This is a genomic window from Pseudomonas sp. ok266 (genome assembly GCF_900110195.1).
In the GTDB taxonomy this organism is placed as follows: Bacteria; Pseudomonadota; Gammaproteobacteria; order Pseudomonadales; family Pseudomonadaceae; genus Aquipseudomonas; species Aquipseudomonas neuropathica.
Genome location: NZ_FOCU01000004.1, coordinates 227,470 through 246,542, shown reverse-complemented (window position 1 = coordinate 246,542; position 19,073 = coordinate 227,470). Strand labels below are relative to the sequence as shown.

Below are 19,073 nucleotides of genomic sequence, written 5' to 3'. Positions count from 1 at the left end.
ATCATATGGGGGCGCAAAATAAAAAAACCCGCCGAAGCGGGTTTTTCTTACAGACAATTCAAGCGCTCTTAATAAGCCTTGCCAGTCTTGTAGAAGTTCTCGAAGCAGAAGTTGGTTGCTTCGATGTAGCCTTCAGCACCACCGCAGTCGAAACGCTTGCCTTTGAACTTGTAAGCCATGACGCAGCCGTTCTGGGCTTGTTTCATCAGGGCGTCGGTGATCTGGATTTCGCCGCCCTTGCCTGGCTCGGTTTGTTCGATCAGGTCGAAGATGTCCGGAGTCAGGATGTAACGACCGATGATTGCCAGATTCGACGGCGCATCTTCCGGCTTTGGCTTCTCGACCATGCTGTGAACGCGGTAGATGTCGTCGCGGATCATCTCGCCGGCGATAACGCCGTACTTGCTGGTTTCCTGCGGATCGACTTCCTGGATGGCGATGATCGAGCAACGGAACTGCTTGTACAGCTTGACCATCTGGGTCAGTACGCCGTCGCCTTCGAGGTTGACGCACAGGTCGTCCGCCAGCACCACGGCGAACGGTTCGTCACCGATCAGCGGGCGACCGGTGAGGATCGCGTGGCCCAGACCTTTCATTTCGGTTTGACGGGTGTAGGAGAACGAGCACGAGTCGAGCAGTTTGCGGATACCTACCAGGTATTTCTCTTTGTCGGTGCCTTTGATCTGGTTTTCCAGCTCGTAGCTGATGTCGAAGTGGTCTTCCAGAGCACGCTTGCCACGACCGGTCACGATGGAAATTTCCGTCAGGCCAGCGTCCAGAGCTTCTTCAACGCCGTACTGGATCAGTGGCTTGTTTACCACCGGCAGCATTTCTTTAGGCATGGCTTTAGTCGCTGGCAGGAAGCGAGTACCGTAACCGGCTGCTGGGAACAAGCATTTCTTGATCATATAAGTCCTTGAAAGGGCTGTGTGTACGAGTTTCGGCGCAGTCTAATCAGGCGGCGTGCACCTTACAATGCCCCGCACTGGCTAACCGATGCCAACATAGAGAAATATTCTCGCCGATAGTTCCATCGACATCCTGGCGCAGCCAGATCAGCGTAGCTCAAAGCAGCCGAGAAACTGAATCACCATACGCTCATCGCCCCCCAATGCGAGCATTTGCCGGTATCATGGCGCCTTTGAACCAGCGAACGAGACAGATAGATGGCTGCGGTAAAAATCGTCAACGGGTATGTGATCGACAAGAAAGACGGCAAGTGGACGCTGACCACGACCAATGGCGAACACATCGCCGGGCCTTTCGACAGCGAACAAATGGCGACCGATGTAGCGGCAGTGTTCACCGACACTCCGGCATCGGCCAAGCGCCGCGGCAAAGATCAGGACTGATCGACTGCGACGCCCCAAGCCCTGCCCTTGAGCAGGGCTTTTTTGTGCCCACTTACAAACAAGTGGCCAAACGCTATAACCTTTTCACACCGGCGCTGTCAGAGCGTCTAGTCCCCCTCGCTGAAGACCACAAACATGAATCTGAAAAAATGGCTGCCCCTGATCGCGGTATTGGCACTGGCCGGTTGCGCCACCTCCCAACCCACATACCTGAACAATGGTGAACAGGGGCTATCGATCGATTGTTCCGGCGAAGCGAATTCCTGGGCGACCTGCTATGAAAAAGCCGATGCCTCCTGCGCGGGCACTGGCTACCGAATCGTTGGCACCGACGGCACACCCCAGCCCAAGGAAAGCGACAAAACCCTGGGCGTTGATGTCGGCAACTACAAGAACCGCAGCGTTGTCGTGGTCTGCAAATAGACCTTACATATGAATTTCGGCGAACTTGATCCCGAGTCCACGAATGACTTCGATCAGATCGTCGAGACGGTTGAAGGATTCGACTTCGTCGTTATCGTCGACCAGAAAGTAGCTGCGCCCGGCGCTCTTCTTGAAAAACACGATCCACTCACCCGGATTCGCCGGGTTCTGGATAACATGGGTGGCAGAGATCAGGCCCTCTACGTGGCGCTCCCGTACTTGCTCTCGCTTCATCGCGACTCCAGAAATGAAAATGCCGTCACAGCATGACTGCGACGGCATCGGTGCTGATGACTGTCAGTCTATCAGCCGGAAATACACGCATTGGCGGCCTTTTGCACGTCACGCGGGCGAACCGGCACATTCGACATGCGCTCATGCAACTTGATGCTGCTGCCACCGGAGCGATCTTCGATATCAAACACTGCGGCTGCACCCGTAGAAAGCTTCCCCGGTACGATGACCCGAACCCCGTCCTTGTGCGGCTGCACTTGCAGCGCGCCGCGGCTGTCTGCCAGTTTATCGGCCAGACACTGGGCATATTCATGGGGTTTCTTGCCGGAGATCACGCTCATGGTCGGCAGCGTTTCATTGATTTCGGAAACACTCGCACAACCACCCACAGCCAGAATCAACGGCAGACACACCACACCCCACTTCATACAAAACCTCCGTTAAAGACCGTCCGACAGCACAAATGCCGTTTTTCTCCGGGGCCTTCTGCATTTAACCCGCATCCGATTGCGAATATCTGTTCAAAATTGTCAAACCAACGCCCGACGGCCAGATAATAACCCGTGCGGGCTGATAAACTGCGCGCAATTACAAGCTATCGTTTTGATTTTGTAGAAAAAGCCCTTCTGGAGGCGCCCATGAAATTCATTCACCAGCGCGAACACCTCAACGAAGACGACATCGTCGTCATCCAATGCTCGCAAATGTGCAACATCCGTCTGATGAACGACGCCAATTTCCGCAGCTTCAAGAACGGCGGCCGTCACACCTATCACGGCGGCGCCTTCGACACCTTCCCGGCCCGTATCACCGCGCCGAGCACCGGTTTCTGGAACATCACCATAGACACGGTCAACCGCCGTGCGATCAGCGTAACCCGCAAGCCGACGCTGACCCACTCGATCAAGATCATCCGTCGCTCCAGCACCAAACTCAGCTGAGACATACCGCTCAACCAGAAAGGAAAGCATGACCGTGGCCCAAACAACCAAATACGTCATCAAGTACAAACTCAACGGTGAACGCCGCTTCGAGTTCGCGCAGCTGGAAAACGGCACTGCCGAAGAAGCCAAGGCCGCTCTGGAGGCCCTTCACGGCCAGAGTGACGACGTGATCAGCGAAATCTCGGTAAGCAAAGCACTGTAAGGCGCGGCAGCGAATTCGACCGCAAGCGGCGGAGTGTTCTGCCGCCAGGCCTTGCCTAGACTGACTTTCTTCGACCAAGCGTCAAGGAGTCAGCATGTCGATGTCACCCTCGCGTCTGGATTCGCTCGACTGGGCAAGCCTTGCGCAGCAACTGGATCAGGACGGCTACGCGATCATCCGTTCGCTGCTGCTGACCAACACCTGCGATCACCTGAGTGCGCTGTATCCACAGACCGAACCGTTTCGATCGCAGGTCATCATGGCCCGCCACGGTTTCGGTCGCGGCGAGTACAAATACTTTCGATATCCCCTGCCGACACCGGTAGAACGCCTTCGCTGCGCGTTGTATCCGCGCTTGGTCCCCTTGGCCAATCGCTGGTACGAACGCATGCACCTGCCCGAACGTTTCCCTCCGAACCACGCCGAGTTTCTTCAGCGTTGCCATGCCGCCGGTCAACGACGCCCTACCCCTCTTCTGTTGCAGTACGGCCCGCAGGACTACAACTGCCTGCATCAGGACCTGTACGGCGAATCGGTTTTTCCGCTGCAAGTGGCGATTCTTCTGTCAGAACCCGGGCAAGACTTCAGCGGCGGAGAGTTCGTTCTCACCGAGCAGCGCCCGCGCATGCAATCTCGCCCGCACGTACTCGATCTGACGAAAGGTGATGCGCTGATCTTTGCCGTGAATCAGCGCCCCGTCAAAGGCGTGCGCGGCGACTACCGGGTGACCATGCGCCACGGCGTCAGTCGCCTGCACAGTGGAAAAAGGCATACCCTAGGCATCATCTTTCACGACGCAACCTGATGGCCATGTCCTCAACAACTCTCGACCTGTTCGCTGACCACGAACCCGAACAACAAGCCCGAGCCGAACAAATTGGCGAGCAATCCTGGCTATTGCGCGGCTTCGCCCTGCCGATTGTCGATCAATTGCTGCCGGCACTGGACGCCGTTCTCGCAGCGGCCCCCTTGCGCCACATGGTTACACCGGGCGGTTTCAGCATGTCGGTCGGCACCAGCAGTTGCGGTGAGTGGGGCTGGATCACTGATCGCAGCGGCTATCGTTATTCGAGTGTCGACCCGCTCAACGGGCTGCCTTGGCCGCAGATGCCGAAATCCTTCGCTGCTCTGGCGCATTCGGCAGCCGAGCGAGCTGGTTTCTCTGGCTTCAATGCAGATTCCTGCCTGATCAATCGCTATGTCCCCGGCGCAAAAATGTCATTGCATCAGGATAAAGACGAAAAGGACTACGCCGCGCCGATCGTTTCCCTGTCACTCGGATTGCCTGCCATATTTCTGTTCGGCGGTTTTGCGCGCAGCGACAAGACCCGGCGAATTCCGCTGCTGCACGGTGACATGGTGGTCTGGGGCGGCGTCGACCGATTACGCTACCACGGCGTGTTGCCAATCAAGCACGGTCAGCATCCGCGCTTGGGTCAACAGCGGATCAATCTGACGTTTCGGGTCGCTCGCTGAACCCGAAAAATTTGACCGCAAGGCCCGGAGTGTTGTGCCTGGCGAGGCTGGTTAACCTGAATCAAACAGGTCAACGGATTACTCATCATGAAAACGCTTTCGACCCCGCTTGATACCGAAAATGATCCACGCTGGGCCGCCGTGCTTGCACGGGATCCGCAGGCGGACGGGCAGTTTGTCTATGCGGTAAAAACTACGGGCATCTACTGCCGCCCGAGCAGCCTGGCACGCTTGCCGAAACCGCAGAATGTCGAGTTTTTCGACACCGCCCAACAGGCCGAAGCCGCGGGTTATCGGCCGAGCAAACGTGCGAGCAAGGATCAAAGTGATGTCGCCGCGCAGCATGCCGCGACCGTCGCCACGGCATGCCGGCAAATCGAGATGGCCGAAAGTCCGCCCGCCCTGAACGAGCTCGCAGAGACAGCCGGTTTGAGCCCGTTTCACTTTCATCGCGTGTTCAAAGCCGCCACTGGCCTGACGCCAAGAGCCTACGCCGCCGCCCATCGTTCGCGCAGAGTGCGTGAACGTCTCGCGGACGGCAATTCGGTGACGGACGCTCTATACGACGCAGGCTTCAATTCCAACAGCCGTTTCTACGAATCAGCCAACCAACTGTTGGGGATGAAACCTGGCGACTACCGCGCTGCCGGTCAAAACAACGACATCCATTTTGCCGTAGGCCAATGCTCGCTGGGCGCGATTCTGGTGGCGCAAAGCGAGCGTGGGGTGTGCGCGATTTTGCTGGGTGACGACCCGCATCAACTGGTGTGCGACCTGCAGGATCAGTTTCGCAAAGCCAACCTGATTGGCGCAGACAGCGGGTTTGAACAGTTGATTGCCAAAGTCGTGGGTTTTATCGAAGCGCCGGCCATTGGCCTGGATCTGCCACTGGACGTACGGGGGACGGCGTTTCAAGAACGTGTCTGGCAAGCGTTGCGGGAGATTCCGCTCGGCAGCACCGCCAGCTATGCCGAGATTGCCCAACGCATCGGCGCGCCGACGTCCATGCGCGCAGTGGCTCAGGCGTGCGGGGCCAACCGCCTGGCGGTGGCAATCCCTTGCCACCGCGTGGTGCGCAGCGATGGCAACCTTTCCGGTTATCGCTGGGGGGTCGAGCGCAAGCGTCAGTTGCTTGAGCGCGAGACGCCGGCGTGAACGGTCAATGGATGCTACGCAGCCTGAAAACCTGTCAGCGATTGACGTCCACCACAACCCGTCCGCGAAGTTGCCCGGCGAGCAGTTTTGGCGCCGCCTCGATGGCTTCACTCAGGCCGATTTCATGGCTGATCAATGCCAGCAGCGAGAAATCCAGATCCTTGGCCAGACGCTCCCACGCTAGCAGCCGGCGGGCCTTGGGCTGGGTCACGCTGTTGATGCCGGCGAGGGTCACACCGCGCAAAATAAACGGCGCCACTGACGCCGGGAAGTCCATGCCTTGGGCCAGACCACAGGCGGCGACAGTGCCTTCGGCGCGGGTGCTCGCGCAGGCATTGGCCAGGGTGTGACTGCCAACCGAATCGATCACCGCCGCCCAACGCTCTTTGGCCAGTGGCTTGCCGGGCGCTGACAACGTCGCACGGTCAATGATTTCGCCGGCGCCCAACTGCTGCAGATATTCATGCTCGGAGACCCGTCCGGTGGACGCGACGACGCGGTAGCCGAGTTTGCTCAGCAGGGCGATGGCAAAACTGCCGACACCGCCGTTGGCCCCCGTGACCAGCACCTCACCCTGCTCTGGCGTCACGCCATTACGCTCGAGCGCCAGAATGCACAGCATCGCCGTATAACCGGCCGTACCGACAGCCATCGCTTGCGCCGCCGTAAAGGCCTTGGGCAATGGAATCAGCCAATCGCCATTGAGTCGCGCCTTCTGCGCCAGACCGCCCCAGTGATTCTCGCCAACACCCCAGCCATTGAGCAGCACCTGATCACCCACCTTATAGTCGGGGTGTGAACTGGCTTCCACGGTGCCCGCAAGATCGATGCCCGGCACCATCGGAAACTTGCGCACCACCGGACTGCTGCCGGTAATCGCCAAGCCATCCTTGAAGTTCAGCGTGCTGTACGCAACAGCCACGGCGACATCGCCTTCAGGCAATTGCTCCTCGTTGACCTGTTGCAGGTTGGCGCGGTAACCGCTGTCGTCTTTGTCGATCACAATGGCGTTAAACATGACTGCCTCGCTGGACTGTTTTCAGAATGTCGTGCCTTGAAATAGCACATCGCAACACCTTGCCACATTCGACTTTGCGCCAATCGGCGAATTCGCCGGGCATTTCCATGGCCCGCATCTATGCTTTTTCGACGGTCGTGGTTTCGCCGAAATTCTTAAAGTGTTCGCCATTGCCGCGACCACCGGCGTACCAGCAATTTTCATCACGCTTCTGGAGGCCGAAGAACGGCGGATGTCATCGACGCTGAAAAACTGCACGGGTTGTTCTGAATTTCCAACTGGCCCCGAATCCGGTTTTGCTGCTAAAAACCGGTTTTGCCCCCTGCCCGCTACACCGTTTGGAGAACCGCCCTCATGAGCCAATGGCCAGACACCCGTCTTCTTGATCTGCTCGGCATTGAATTGCCGATCATCCAGGGCCCGATGGCCGGTGCGACGAATTCGTCCATGGTCATCGCCGTGTGCAACGCCGGCGGCCTGGGTTCGATGCCGGCCGCGATGCTGAGCATCGAGCAATTGCGCGAAGAGCTGAAAACCATCCGCCAGCACACCGACAAGCCCTTCAACGTGAACTTCTTCTGCCATCAGCCACCGGCAGCCGATGAGCAACGTGCACGTGACTGGAAGCATTTACTGGAACCGTATTACCGTGAACTGGGCGCCGATTTCGCTGCACCGACGCCGGTGTCCAACCGCGCGCCGTTCGATGCCGCAGCCTGTGAAGTGCTGGAAGAGTTTCGACCTGAAGCGGTGAGCTTCCATTTCGGTCTGCCAGAGAAATCCTTGCTCGAGCGGGTCAAGGCAACCGGGGCGAAAATTCTCTCTTCGGCCACGACGGTCGATGAAGCGATCTGGCTGGAACAGAACGGCTGCGACGCGATTATCGCCATGGGCTACGAGGCCGGCGGGCATCGCGGCATGTTTCTCAGTGATGATCTGAGCAGTCAGGTCGGCACGTTTGCCCTGGTGCCTCAGGTGGTCGATGCGGTGAGCGTACCGGTGATTGCCGCCGGGGCAATTGCTGATGCGCGCGGCATGGCGGCGGCATTTATGTTGGGGGCCTCAGCAGTACAGGTCGGCACCGCCTATCTGTTCACGCCGGAAGCAAAAGTCAGCGCCGCTCACCACAAGGCGCTGCGCACCGCCAAGGAAAGCGAAACGGCAATCACCAATATTTTTACCGGGCGGCCGGCACGGGGCATTCTCAATCGCATCATGCGTGAACTGGGCCCGATTTCGCCCCAGGCACCTGCATTTCCCTTGGCCGGGGGTGCGCTGATGCCGCTGCGAGCGATCAACGAAGCAGAGTTTGCCAACCTCTGGGCCGGTCAGGCATTCACCTTGGGCAAAGACCTCGGTAGCGCTGAACTGACTCGACAATTGGCCGAAGGCGCACTGGCAAAACTCGCTCGCCGCTGAAGCTGCACAGCGTGAAGATTCAAACATCCTCACGCTGGTTTTAACCAACACTTCCTGTTTGGCGGCATTTCGCTATATATTTCGCTATATAGCGAATTCACCCCTCGCATCGGCGCAGCCCACTTCAAACAATAGCTGCCCGCTGCACTCGTCAATAACGGAGCTGTTACATGACCATTCGTGCCTCACGTCTTGCCCCTGGTTGCCTGGCCTCTTTGCTCGCCGTCTTCGCCGTCGGCACAGTTCAGGCTGATGAAGTGCAGGTGGCCGTGGCAGCCAACTTCACCGCGCCGATCCAGGCCATCGCTGCCGATTTCGAAAAAGACACCGGGCACAAACTGGTCGCAGCCTATGGCGCCACTGGCCAGTTCTACACTCAGATCAAGAACGGCGCGCCGTTCGAAGTGTTCCTCTCCGCTGACGACACCACCCCGGAAAAACTCGAAAAAGAAGGCGAAACCGTCAAAGGTTCGCGTTTCACCTACGCGATCGGCACGCTGGCGTTGTGGTCGGCGAAAGAAGGTTATGTCGATGCGAAAGGCGAAGTGCTGAAAAAGAACGAATACCAGCACCTGTCCATCGCCAATCCGAAAGCTGCGCCATACGGCCTGGCCGCCACGCAAGTGCTGGAAAAACTGAAATTGACCGACGCCACCAAAGCCAAGATCGTTGAAGGCCAGAACATCACTCAGGCTTATCAGTTTGTCTCGACCGGCAACGCTGAGTTGGGCTTTGTCGCCCTGTCGCAGATCTACAAGGACGGCAAAGTCAGCAGCGGTTCGGCATGGATCGTCCCTGCGAGCATGCACGACCCGATCAAACAGGATGCGGTCATTCTGAACAAAGGCAAAGACAACGCCGCCACCAAAGCCTTGGTTGAATACCTCAAAGGCCCGAAAGCCGCTGCGGTGATCAAGTCCTACGGTTACCAGCTCTAAAATGTCACTGACGAGCGCCGATTTCGCGGCGATCTGGCTGACCCTGAAACTGGCGTCCCTGACCACCGCGATCCTGCTGGTGGTCGGCACGCCGATCGCCCTGTGGCTGTCGCGCACCGATTCATGGCTACGCGGCCCGATCGGAGCGATCGTCGCCCTGCCCCTCGTACTGCCTCCGACCGTAATCGGTTTCTATCTGTTGCTGATGATGGGTCCGCACGGCTTTCTCGGCCAATTCACCCAATGGCTGGGCCTGGGCACTTTGACGTTCAGCTTCACCGGGCTGGTGATCGGTTCGGTGATCTATTCCATGCCGTTCGTGGTGCAACCGTTGCAGAACGCGTTCTCGGCGATCGGCACCCGTCCCCTGGAAGTGGCCGCGACCTTGCGTGCCAATCCGTGGGACACGTTTTTCAGCGTGATTGTGCCGTTGGCGCGCCCCGGTTTTATCACCGCAGCGATACTCGGTTTCGCGCATACCGTCGGTGAGTTCGGCGTGGTGCTGATGATCGGCGGCAACATTCCCGACAAGACCCGCGTGGTTTCCGTACAAATTTATGACCACGTCGAAGCGATGGAATACGCGCAGGCTCACTGGCTGGCCGGGGCGATGCTGGTGTTTTCGTTTCTGGTGTTGCTGGCGCTGTACTCCAGCCGCAAGACCCGCGCAGGCTGGAGCTGATCGATGATCGATGTGCGTTTGAAACGGGTCTATACGGGCTTCAGCCTCGATGTCGACCTGCACTTGCCGGGCCGTGGCGTGACTGCGCTTTATGGGCATTCCGGCTCGGGTAAAACCACCTGTCTGCGTTGCATTGCCGGGCTTGAGCGCGCTGAACATGGCTTCATTCAGATCAACGATGAAGTCTGGCAGGACAGCGATAACGGCATTTTCGTCCCGCCACACAAACGCGCGCTCGGCTATGTATTTCAGGAAGCCAGCCTGTTTCCGCATCTGTCGGTGCTGGCCAATTTGCAGTTCGGCCTCAAGCGCATCGCCAAGTCCCAGCGTCGGGTCGACATGGCGCAGGCCACCGAACTCTTGGGCATCGAGCATTTGCTCGAGCGTCATCCGCAGCATTTGTCGGGAGGCGAACGCCAGCGTGTCGGCATCGCCCGCGCCCTGCTGACCAGCCCGAAACTGCTGCTGATGGACGAGCCGCTGGCCGCTCTCGATAGCCAGCGCAAAAGTGAAATCCTGCCGTACCTGCAACGTCTGCACGACGAACTGGACATTGCGCTGTTGTACGTCAGTCATGCCCAGGATGAAGTGGCGCGACTGGCCGATCATCTGGTCTTGCTCAGCGAAGGCAAAGCGCTGGCCAGCGGCCCGATTGGCGAAACCCTCGCACGTCTTGACCTGCCGATGGCGATGGGCGATGACGCCGGGGTGATCATTGAAGGGCAAGTCAGCGCCTACGATGCGCAATATCAACTGCTGAGCCTGCAATTGCCGGCCACCGAGATGAGCATCCGTGTGACGCACGCGCCGATGGAACCGGGTCAGGCCCTGCGCTGCAAAGTACACGCGCGGGATATCAGCCTGAGCCTGCAGAACAGCGAATTCAGCAGCATCCTCAATCGACTGCCGGTGACGGTGGTCAGCGAACAATCGGCGGACAACGCCGCCCACGTGTTGATTCGCCTTGATGCTGGCGGCACTCCGCTGCTCGCGCGTATTACACGTTATTCCCGGGACCAGTTGGGCGTGCATCCGGGCCAGCATTTATGGGCGCAGATCAAAGCGGTCGCAGTCCTCGCTTAAATCATTCGGCACCACGGCAACGGCGTGCGGTCAATCGTTTTACAGACCGCCGCGCCATCAAAGGAAACTGCCATGCCCGACACCGTGCTGACTGCCGACCTGCCATCCGACCTGCATTACGTCGACGACACCCAGCCCGGTATCACCCGCAAAAAGCTGCGTGGCAAGTTCAGCTATTTCGAGCCGTCCGGCCAGCGCATCAGTGATCCGGATGAAATCAAACGCATCAATGCCCTTGCCGTACCACCCGCCTATACCGATGTGTGGATCTGTCCGGATCCGCGCGGTCATCTGCAAGCCACCGGCCGTGATGCCCGTGGCCGCAAGCAATATCGCTATCACGCGCGCTGGCGCGAAGTGCGCGATGCCGACAAGTATTCGCGCCTGCGTGAGTTCGGTCTCGCGTTGCCGAAACTGCGCAAGCAACTGGAGGCGCTATTGGCCGCGCCCGGCTTCAGTCGTGACAAGGTCATGGCGACGGTGATCACCTTGCTCGACGCCACATTGATCCGGGTCGGCAATACGCAATACGCCCGCGACAACCGTTCCTACGGCCTGACCACCCTGCGCAGCCGACATGTCGAAGTCAACGGCAGCGCGATCCTGTTCCAGTTTCGCGGCAAAAGCGGCATCGAACACCAGATCACCGTCAAGGATCGGCGTCTGGCGCGCATCATCAAGCGTTGCCTGGAGATTCCCGGGCAGAACCTGTTTCAGTATCTGGATGAAAACGGTGAGCGACACACCGTCAGTTCTTCCGACGTCAACGCCTACCTGCAAACCCTGACCGGCGCCGATTTCACCGCCAAGGATTACCGCACCTGGGCCGGCAGTGCCTTGGCGCTGGCGGTGTTGCGCGAGTTGCAATGGGAGTCCGAGACCGAGGCCAAGCGGCATGTGGTGGAGATGGTCAAAGGCGTCGCCAAGCAGTTGGGCAACACCCCGGCGGTGTGCCGAAAATGCTACATTCACCCCGCCGTGGTGGAGAAATTCATGCTCGGCGCCCTCGCTGAACTGCCTCGCCCGCGCGTGCGCAAAGGCCTGCGTGCGGAGGAAGTGGCACTGGCGATGTTTCTCGAGCGAATGAGCGAGATGACCGATGCATCTTGATCCGCAAGGGAGCGTCATCTAGGCTAGCGACCTCTCCTCCTTCGGACGACCGCAGCAGTGAACAATCCAGCCTTCTAAAAATGTAATCGCGACACGCCGTTCTCGGCGCTTGTCAGTTTTCACGACATTTTTTGGAGGTGCCGATGACTCACGTCTCGCGTACACCCGCACTCGTTTCCCTGAATCAACTGGGCTTTCAGTTCGCCAATGGCGCAACACTGTTCGAAGACCTGAACCTGACTTTCGATCATCAACCGACTGCGATCGTCGGGCGCAATGGTGTTGGCAAAAGCGTGCTTGCACGTTTGATTGCCGGGCAATTACAACCCGGCACCGGCACCGGCAGCGTGGCACGCTCGGTTTGCGTGCATTACGTCGCACAAACGTTCATCGCCACACCCGGGCAAACCGTCGCCGATGCAACGGGGACGGCCCCGGCGCTCAGCGCACTGGAGCGACTAAGATGCGGTGGTGCCACTGCGCACGACTTCGACCTCATCGATGAACGCTGGGATCTGGCCGAACGCTTGCGCCAGATGCTCGATGGGGCCGGGCTGACCGACCTCACCGGGTCGGATCTGACGGAGCACCTCAGTGGTGGCCAGCAAGCCAGAATCGCTTTGATCGGCGCACTGCTGAGTCAGGCGCCATTGCTGGTGCTCGACGAGCCCACCAATCACCTCGACAGCGCCGGTCGGCAATGGCTGATGAGCCTGCTTGAGCGCTGGCGTGGCGGCCTGATTATCGTCAGTCACGACCGCCAGCTTCTGGAGCAGATGCAGCGAATTGTCGAACTCACGGCGTTGGGAGTAACAGTTTTCAGCGGAAGGTTTTCGGATTTCACCGAGCAACGCAGGATCCATCAACAGGCGGCGCAGGCACAGCTCGATCAGGCCCGTATCGAACGTCAGCGCGAACGTACGCGGCTGCAACGCGAGCACGACACGATCCAGCGCCACGCGGCCGGCAGCCGTCGCCACGCACAAAGTGCCAACGTTTCGGGCTTCGAGCGGGCAGCGTTGAAAGCCGCTGCGCGGGACATCATGGGGCAGGTAAAAGTCGGCCACCAGGCACGCAAGGCCGATCTGGATCAGCGTGTTCGCGAGGCGTACGAAAACGTCCTGCCCGCCGACGGCGTGCTGATCAATCTGCCGGGCAGCGTGGTGCCGAGCAATCGGCGGGTGTGCACGCTGATCGACGCGTGCTTGCCATGGTTACCGGCAGATGCGCCCACCACCCGCCTTGACCTCGCCATTCAAGGGCCGATGCGCATCGCTGTCAGCGGTCACAACGGTTGTGGCAAATCGACGCTGTTGAAATTGCTGGCAGGTGAATGGGCGCCGGTAAGTGGCGAGTGCATCACGCACGTACCTTTTGCCTTTCTCGACCAACAACTGAAGCTGCTGGATGAACACACATCGATTGTCGATCAGTTGCAGGAACAGCAAACACTTTTGAGCGAAGGTGAGTTGCGCAGCTTTCTCGCTCATCTGCAACTCGACGCACAACGCGTTAACCGCCCGTGCGCCTCACTCAGTGGCGGCGAACGCTTGAAAGCAGCCCTTGCGCTGGCGTTGTGGCGCCAGACGCCCGCACAATTACTGCTGCTGGATGAGCCGACCAATCATCTGGACCTGGCGTCGGTGCACGCTTTCGAACACGCCTTGCAGGCATTTCCCGGAGCGATTGTCGCGGTTTCCCACGATCAAGCGTTTCTACAGGCGTTAAACCCAAGCCATTGTTTGACCTGGCACCCCGGAGGCTGGCGCTGGCAACCGACGAGCTGACCTGCCTATTTTTTGCACGATTGCCGAGGGCTTCTATAGTTGATCTGACACGAATCAGCTGCGGTGACGCCATGGAAGACATTTTCGTCGTGAAGCGTTGCAACAAGATCATTATTTACGGTCGACGTGCCGAAGACAGCCAGCATGATCCCGCCAAAGCCACTAGCTGGTTTCGCATCTGCGACACACGTACTGGCGGTTTCATCGGCGATGGCTATGACGCGGAAGAGGACGCACGAGGTGAATGCAGACGCCTCAACGCAGCGAGTTCCCCATCAGCGGCCCGCCAGTCTTCAGGCTGATGCCGATCAGAAGCGGGTCTATACTGAAACCAGCTGAAGGAGCAGCGCCCCACGGCAGAAGGCTCGCAACACGCGGGCTTTTTGCTGCAGCCCAGGTTTCATAGAACGGAGGTGTTCAATGTCCGAAAAAGAGTCCATCACCACCCTCCTCACCCTGCTCGACGCTCGACAAGCGCGCCTCGCCGCCGCTTGCAAAGAGATCGCCGACTGGGTCGATCACCAAGGTGGACACCCCACCGCCCTGCGCATCCGAGACCGGCTGAACGACATCGAGAAGGATGCTCCGCTGATTCGCAACACGCTGTCGGCGCTAAAGCCTGTTGATCGGCCACTGCCTCGGTTCAGATGACATCAACCCGGCCAGGGTGTCAGGAATTTGCTCATTAGCGGTGACACAGGAGTCACCGCGCTTGTGTCTGCCCGTAATGTCTATTTTTCCAGTTTTTCACGTGACGACTGCATCTGCGCGACGACAGTGAAATCACTCCTTTGCAAAGTAACGCCCTCTCCCGCCCGCATGTGGGTGTTTTTTTGGCCAGCGCCCAAATGGCGAACGGTTGCCGTGCGTGAGTTGTCATAACTTATACATGTCGCAAAGGAGACAGTTATGGTTATCCATTTCAACGTCGACGGGCATCTGGCCTGCGGCCATAAAGGCAAACAACTGTCGGCAAGCCGCGAACTCAATCGCGTGAAGTGCCGCAGTTGCCGCAATACCGATGCCTACAAACAGGCGCGAAAGGATCAGCGCAACGCCACCCGCCGGATGGCGCGTCAGGCCAAAACCTCCCACGGCGCAACCAACTGGCGCGCAGAGTGGATCGAGCGCCTGACTGCAATGGCCGGCCTTCAGCGCTTGCCTCGCGGCTTTAGCGGGCAAGCATTCGTCTAGCAGTGCGTTTAAGCAAGGCACAAAAAAGGCCTGCATGAGGAAACTCATGCAGGCCTTTGCTATTCAGGGTGGCCGAACCGGCACACCTTTATGAGCGGCCACCAGTACCAGGACAAAAGCCTGACACGGACAGCACTCACAAAATCATTTCAACAACCGATGCATCCATTTTGATCGCTGGCTCGTAGATCCAATACCCTCACTCGGAGGGCACAAGAGCCAAGGAGATACATCATGCATGCCTTTTACAAAAAAATTGCTGCAGCAGCCTGCTTCGCCATTCTCTGCGTAACTGCAACGCTCAGCTTTGCCGCCGACTCGGTGATGGTCGGAGGCGCAGCGATGTACCCCACTAAAACCATCGTTGAGAACGCAGTCAACTCGAAGGATCACACGACACTTGTAGCGGCGGTCAAGGCTGCCGGGCTGGTTGATACGCTCAACAGCAAAGGTCCATTCACCGTCTTCGCTCCGACAAACGAAGCGTTTGCGAAGCTTCCGGCAGGCACCGTCGACACGCTGGTAAAGCCTGAACACAAAGCCGATCTGACCAAAATCCTGACCTACCATGTTGTGCCCGGCACTCACACATCTGCACAAATAATGGCCGAGGCCAAAAAGAACGGCGGCACCGTTATGCTGAAAACCGTTCAAGGTGAGTCGCTGAGTATCAAGCTTTACGAAGGCAAGCTATGGGTGGTGGACGCCAAAGGCGGTAAGGCAAGTATCAGCATCGCAGACGTGATGCAGTCAAACGGCGTGATCCACGTTGTCGATTCTGTCTTGATGCCTTAAACGCGCCGGGTTCCCGGCGGACGCACAGTTTGCCGGGTGCTAATACCCGAACAGGCACTTCACAAGCGGATTTAGCATTGAGCAAATGGTTTTGTCTGGCGGTTGCGCGGCGATACAGCGAATGTTTTATGAGCGAAATTTCAAATAACCCAGCCAACTCGGGAGGGTCTTTTGGTTGCTCGCTGATTTCCAGATACCGCCTGACTGGTGAGCCTCGCTGTAGCACAACCGAGGCGCTGAAGGATGAATATACGTTCATCGAAAACATGGCTCGATGCGTCTAGGCTGCGGGTTCCGACATAGTGACTACAGGAGTAACCCACCATGTTCTCGCACGAAAGCATCCCGCTTGTGGCCATCTTCATCATCATGCTCATCGGCGTGCTTGTGGCCTTCCTGCATCCGGTGCACGCGTTCTTTAGCTGGCTTCGGAGACGAAGTGAAAAAACTTCGTCTCGTTCTCCGAAAGAAGCGGATTCGCGCTGAACTCTTCCCTAAAAGCCCGGCTACGTCCGGGCATCTTTTCGTAACGCCATGCAGCTTGCAGATATTAGCCGCTGGGCAATCGAGAGATTTGGATGAAACTGCGAGCTATGACAACCGCCTCGTATCAAACCGCTGGCACACCACCTGAATGCATTCCCCTCCGCGCCCAACGGCGACCAGCGGAACGGATGGCTTAAGGCTGAGTTTCAGAGGCAAGATTTGCGCGCCAAGGCAGGTACAGACAAGGCAGAGTCCAGCGTGAGATTTTGCAGGCGGGGAATCAACTTGAGTGTACGACCGTGATAATGACCGAGCCATACATCAGGAATCGCAAGGGCAAACAGCAATGCCAACCAAATGATTGTGGACCAGAAACAAACAAGGGCTTGCATCAGCTTTCGCCCGCAAACCCTTGATTTAAGATGGTGCCCGAAGCCGGAATCGAACCGGCACGCCCTTACGAGCGGGGGATTTTAAGTCCCATGCGTCTACCAGTTTCGCCATTCGGGCGGTAGCGCGGTGCTGCTGTCTTCTGCTGCCCAGTCGCGATCCTGACAGGATCCAGCCTTGAACAACAGTGCGGGAAATATATACATCACTTCCCGGTGAAGCAAGTTTGCAATGACCGTTTTTCAAGACTAAATCTTGCGGTACTTTGCAAATAAAAAAGCTCCGTAAATCATGGATCTACGGAGCTTATTTATAGTGGAGGCCGAGGTCGGAATCGAACCGGCGTAGGTGGATTTGCAATCCACGCTACAAAGCTAAGTAGATCAACAGGTTAGCACGCAAAGCGTTCCGCAAGCTACTGATTTTTAAGACCATGAAGTAACGGCTCCACGGGCCCTAGCCTTCTGGTTGCGGAACTGCCTCAAGCTCTAGCGCATCCTCCATGCCTGCCGAATCTCGCTAGGCAGTACAAACCTGCTCTCAAATCAGGACGACGATCGCCTTGCTCCCCTTACCCCCCGATCGGATTACGCCAGAGGCGACTGATAGCAAGCCACCCTTTTCCCTTTTCCCTTTTCCTTTTCAGAAACTTATAGCCGACATTGCTCTGGGCGTGGCCAATTGCTACCTTGGAGACCTAGGAATACTATCGTTCGTTCAAATTCTGTCTAGAATAATGGGTAAAGTTCATGCACGGTCAGTTTATTTATTATCTCGCTAAACAATGGGTAGATTTATACCTCAAAAATCCAGTCCTAACTCCACTCGCGACTTTCATAGGAGCCTTGGCAGTAGCTACACTTATGGTTTTTCTTGAGGATTTTGACCAGAAAAGACTAGAGTCAAAACGACTAGAAAATAATAACTATCAAACCCAGCTAAACCAATTAAACGGTACTGAAAAAAACATTAAGCAACTCCTAGATTTTGTTAAAGCTCAGCAAACATCACTACGGGACACAGAAGACACCCTATCGAGATTAAAATCAGAAAAGGAGAAACTGCAACCTCTAATAGAGATGGATAAGGCTGCGATCGAGGCAATTTTTAAAGCACAAGAAGAGCGTACAAGCGCATCTGTTTGGAGAGAGAGAATCATCGGATTTGCTATCGGCATTATAGCTTCGCTGATCGCCTCTTTTATTTGGTATGCTGCAACAATTTTCATAACCAAAAAAGCAAGATTAGGAAAATGATTATACCCACCCTTACAAATGTCAAATTAGCTCACAAAATCTTCAATCTCCAGCTGTAACATTATTCAGACTGCAAATGGAGACTTTCTTTATATGAAAGAGCTACGGAAAGACAATCACTATGTACCAAAGCTATACCTGAAGCAATGGGCCAAATTGGGAGAAATACCAACTTATCGCTTGCTAGTGCCTAACGAAAATGTCCCTCATTGGAAGACACAGTCCTTAAAGGGCATAGCTTATCACCAACATTTGTATACATACCTTGCAGGACGAGAAGAAACGGATGAGTTTGAGCGCTGGCTCGATACCGAATTTGAAAGCCCTGCTGAAGAAGCGATCCGACGGGTCTGCAACGAAGAACGCTTGTCTCCCAGACATTGGAAAAGCCTAGTGAGATTCGCAGTTGCTCAAGATGTCCGAACTCCGGCGAGCTTGAGAAAATTCATCCAGGTTCAGAATGCGACCTTGGAGAATCTAATGAATGAGACGATGCAAAAGTCTATCAACAAGATGGAGGAAGCGGTTCGAAATAATGAGACGCTCCCACAGTGCACAATAGACAATGACATCTTATCTCTTTTCAACATATCGATAACTAAGCAGCCGGATGGGAGCGGCCACGCCAGAGCAGAAACCATCATTGGAAGGAGACTTTGGATTTGGCAAATGAGGCACATACTGACTCAAACCTTGGGCCGCTTTCCTACTCACAAATGGACTATCCTACATGCCCCACCGGGAACATCCTGGCCAACCTCAGACAATCCACTTATTCGACTAAACTTCCAAGACGCAAGCAACTATGACTTTGGAGGTGGGTGGGGAGTGAAAAATGGAGATATAATCCTACCTTTAAGCCCAAAACACCTTCTATACACATGTATTGGAAAACGACCTTGGCTGCGGGGAACAACACTTGACACCAAAACCTCCCTTCTTATTCGTAAAATAATAATTGAGCACGCCGATCGTTATATATTTTCTCAAGAAGCCGGAGACATTCATTTGCTTCGCCCGAGGCATGTTTGCCCTATAGCATGCAAGAATGAAGATAAAATATGGAGGAATTGGCATACTCTTCAACGAGAGGCCGAACTGGAATTACAGCTTTTACAGTATAATTGAG

At 56.6% G+C, this 19,073-nt stretch carries 24 protein-coding genes and 1 tRNA gene; 20 read left to right on the top strand and 5 right to left on the bottom strand.

The window, feature by feature from the left end; genetic code table 11:
* Positions 1 to 68: 68 nt before the first annotated feature.
* Positions 69 to 908, bottom strand: a complete 840-nt coding sequence (galU, locus tag BMY54_RS08995; protein ID WP_093431079.1) for a UTP--glucose-1-phosphate uridylyltransferase GalU — start codon at positions 906 to 908, stop codon at positions 69 to 71.
* Positions 909 to 1,166: 258 nt separating this feature from the next.
* On the opposite strand from galU, the gene BMY54_RS08990 reads away from it, so the two are divergent.
* Together BMY54_RS08990 and BMY54_RS08985 are read left to right on the top strand one after the other, a co-directional pair.
* Positions 1,167 to 1,352 (top strand): hypothetical protein, encoded by a 186-nt coding sequence (locus tag BMY54_RS08990; RefSeq protein ID WP_090283267.1) that lies wholly within the window; start codon positions 1,167 to 1,169, stop codon positions 1,350 to 1,352.
* 135 nt (positions 1,353 to 1,487) lie between these two features.
* Complete coding sequence (locus BMY54_RS08985) at positions 1,488 to 1,775, top strand: hypothetical protein (RefSeq protein ID WP_093431076.1); 288 nt, start codon at positions 1,488 to 1,490, stop codon at positions 1,773 to 1,775.
* 3 nt (positions 1,776 to 1,778) lie between these two features.
* Here the strand turns inward: BMY54_RS08985 and BMY54_RS08980 are convergent, their stop codons facing one another.
* Positions 1,779 to 2,009, bottom strand: coding sequence for a hypothetical protein (locus tag BMY54_RS08980; protein ID WP_093431073.1), 231 nt, complete (start codon positions 2,007 to 2,009; stop codon positions 1,779 to 1,781).
* A gap of 71 nt (positions 2,010 to 2,080) precedes the next feature.
* Entirely contained in the window at positions 2,081 to 2,437 is a 357-nt protein-coding gene (locus BMY54_RS08975; protein ID WP_093431070.1) for a hypothetical protein, read from the bottom strand.
* Positions 2,438 to 2,647: 210 nt separating this feature from the next.
* Between BMY54_RS08975 and BMY54_RS08970 the strand changes: the two genes are divergently transcribed.
* The 5 genes from BMY54_RS08970 to ada all read left to right on the top strand — a co-directional run bounded on the left by BMY54_RS08970 (position 2,648) and on the right by ada (position 5,786).
* Complete coding sequence (locus tag BMY54_RS08970) at positions 2,648 to 2,950, top strand: DUF1883 domain-containing protein (RefSeq protein WP_007912251.1); 303 nt, start codon at positions 2,648 to 2,650, stop codon at positions 2,948 to 2,950.
* 34 nt (positions 2,951 to 2,984) lie between these two features.
* A complete protein-coding gene (locus tag BMY54_RS30580; RefSeq protein WP_093431686.1) occupies positions 2,985 to 3,155 on the top strand; it encodes a hypothetical protein in 171 nt (56 codons plus the stop codon).
* Positions 3,156 to 3,249: 94 nt separating this feature from the next.
* Positions 3,250 to 3,960, top strand: coding sequence for a 2OG-Fe(II) oxygenase (locus tag BMY54_RS08960; RefSeq protein ID WP_093431067.1), 711 nt, complete (start codon positions 3,250 to 3,252; stop codon positions 3,958 to 3,960).
* 5 nt (positions 3,961 to 3,965) lie between these two features.
* Positions 3,966 to 4,631, top strand: a complete 666-nt coding sequence (gene alkB, locus BMY54_RS08955; RefSeq protein WP_093431683.1) for a DNA oxidative demethylase AlkB — start codon at positions 3,966 to 3,968, stop codon at positions 4,629 to 4,631.
* Between the two features lie 87 nt (positions 4,632 to 4,718).
* Positions 4,719 to 5,786 carry a bifunctional DNA-binding transcriptional regulator/O6-methylguanine-DNA methyltransferase Ada gene (gene ada, locus BMY54_RS08950; RefSeq protein ID WP_093431064.1) on the top strand — a complete coding sequence of 356 codons (1,068 nt, stop codon included), beginning with the start codon at positions 4,719 to 4,721 and terminating at the stop codon, positions 5,784 to 5,786.
* Between the two features lie 34 nt (positions 5,787 to 5,820).
* Here the strand turns inward: ada and BMY54_RS08945 are convergent, their stop codons facing one another.
* Positions 5,821 to 6,804 carry an acrylyl-CoA reductase (NADPH) gene (locus tag BMY54_RS08945; RefSeq protein ID WP_093431061.1) on the bottom strand — a complete coding sequence of 328 codons (984 nt, stop codon included), beginning with the start codon at positions 6,802 to 6,804 and terminating at the stop codon, positions 5,821 to 5,823.
* Between the two features lie 354 nt (positions 6,805 to 7,158).
* Between BMY54_RS08945 and BMY54_RS08940 the strand changes: the two genes are divergently transcribed.
* From BMY54_RS08940 to BMY54_RS30575, 11 genes are all read left to right on the top strand, one after another.
* Complete coding sequence (locus BMY54_RS08940) at positions 7,159 to 8,223, top strand: NAD(P)H-dependent flavin oxidoreductase (RefSeq protein ID WP_093431058.1); 1,065 nt, start codon at positions 7,159 to 7,161, stop codon at positions 8,221 to 8,223.
* Between the two features lie 170 nt (positions 8,224 to 8,393).
* Positions 8,394 to 9,161, top strand: a complete 768-nt coding sequence (gene modA, locus BMY54_RS08935) for a molybdate ABC transporter substrate-binding protein (protein WP_093431055.1) — start codon at positions 8,394 to 8,396, stop codon at positions 9,159 to 9,161.
* A gap of 1 nt (position 9,162) precedes the next feature.
* On the top strand, positions 9,163 to 9,843 hold the full coding sequence (modB, locus tag BMY54_RS08930; RefSeq protein WP_093431052.1) for a molybdate ABC transporter permease subunit: 681 nt from the start codon (positions 9,163 to 9,165) through the stop codon (positions 9,841 to 9,843).
* 3 nt (positions 9,844 to 9,846) lie between these two features.
* Complete coding sequence (gene modC / locus BMY54_RS08925) at positions 9,847 to 10,926, top strand: molybdenum ABC transporter ATP-binding protein (protein WP_093431049.1); 1,080 nt, start codon at positions 9,847 to 9,849, stop codon at positions 10,924 to 10,926.
* 72 nt (positions 10,927 to 10,998) lie between these two features.
* Positions 10,999 to 12,036, top strand: a complete 1,038-nt coding sequence (locus BMY54_RS08920; protein WP_093431046.1) for a DNA topoisomerase IB — start codon at positions 10,999 to 11,001, stop codon at positions 12,034 to 12,036.
* A 143-nt stretch (positions 12,037 to 12,179) separates the two neighbouring features.
* Entirely contained in the window at positions 12,180 to 13,823 is a 1,644-nt protein-coding gene (locus BMY54_RS08915; RefSeq protein WP_093431043.1) for an ABC-F family ATP-binding cassette domain-containing protein, read from the top strand.
* Positions 13,824 to 13,894: 71 nt separating this feature from the next.
* Complete coding sequence (locus BMY54_RS08910; protein WP_093431040.1) at positions 13,895 to 14,125, top strand: hypothetical protein; 231 nt, start codon at positions 13,895 to 13,897, stop codon at positions 14,123 to 14,125.
* A 118-nt stretch (positions 14,126 to 14,243) separates the two neighbouring features.
* Positions 14,244 to 14,474 carry a hypothetical protein gene (locus BMY54_RS08905; protein ID WP_008082703.1) on the top strand — a complete coding sequence of 77 codons (231 nt, stop codon included), beginning with the start codon at positions 14,244 to 14,246 and terminating at the stop codon, positions 14,472 to 14,474.
* 258 nt (positions 14,475 to 14,732) lie between these two features.
* Positions 14,733 to 15,017 (top strand): hypothetical protein, encoded by a 285-nt coding sequence (locus tag BMY54_RS08900; RefSeq protein WP_093431037.1) that lies wholly within the window; start codon positions 14,733 to 14,735, stop codon positions 15,015 to 15,017.
* Between the two features lie 234 nt (positions 15,018 to 15,251).
* Complete coding sequence (locus BMY54_RS08895; protein ID WP_093431034.1) at positions 15,252 to 15,812, top strand: fasciclin domain-containing protein; 561 nt, start codon at positions 15,252 to 15,254, stop codon at positions 15,810 to 15,812.
* Positions 15,813 to 16,136: 324 nt separating this feature from the next.
* Positions 16,137 to 16,298 (top strand): hypothetical protein, encoded by a 162-nt coding sequence (locus tag BMY54_RS30575; RefSeq protein ID WP_175559572.1) that lies wholly within the window; start codon positions 16,137 to 16,139, stop codon positions 16,296 to 16,298.
* A 423-nt stretch (positions 16,299 to 16,721) separates the two neighbouring features.
* On the opposite strand, the gene BMY54_RS08890 is transcribed toward BMY54_RS30575, so the two are convergent.
* Positions 16,722 to 16,808: transfer RNA gene (locus BMY54_RS08890), tRNA-Leu, on the bottom strand.
* A gap of 629 nt (positions 16,809 to 17,437) precedes the next feature.
* Between BMY54_RS08890 and BMY54_RS08885 the strand changes: the two genes are divergently transcribed.
* Both BMY54_RS08885 and BMY54_RS08880 read left to right on the top strand, forming a co-directional pair.
* Positions 17,438 to 17,944 (top strand): hypothetical protein, encoded by a 507-nt coding sequence (locus BMY54_RS08885; protein ID WP_093431031.1) that lies wholly within the window; start codon positions 17,438 to 17,440, stop codon positions 17,942 to 17,944.
* Positions 17,945 to 18,037: 93 nt separating this feature from the next.
* On the top strand, positions 18,038 to 19,072 hold the full coding sequence (locus BMY54_RS08880; RefSeq protein WP_093431028.1) for a DUF4238 domain-containing protein: 1,035 nt from the start codon (positions 18,038 to 18,040) through the stop codon (positions 19,070 to 19,072).
* The last annotated feature ends 1 nt before the right edge of the window (position 19,073 follow it).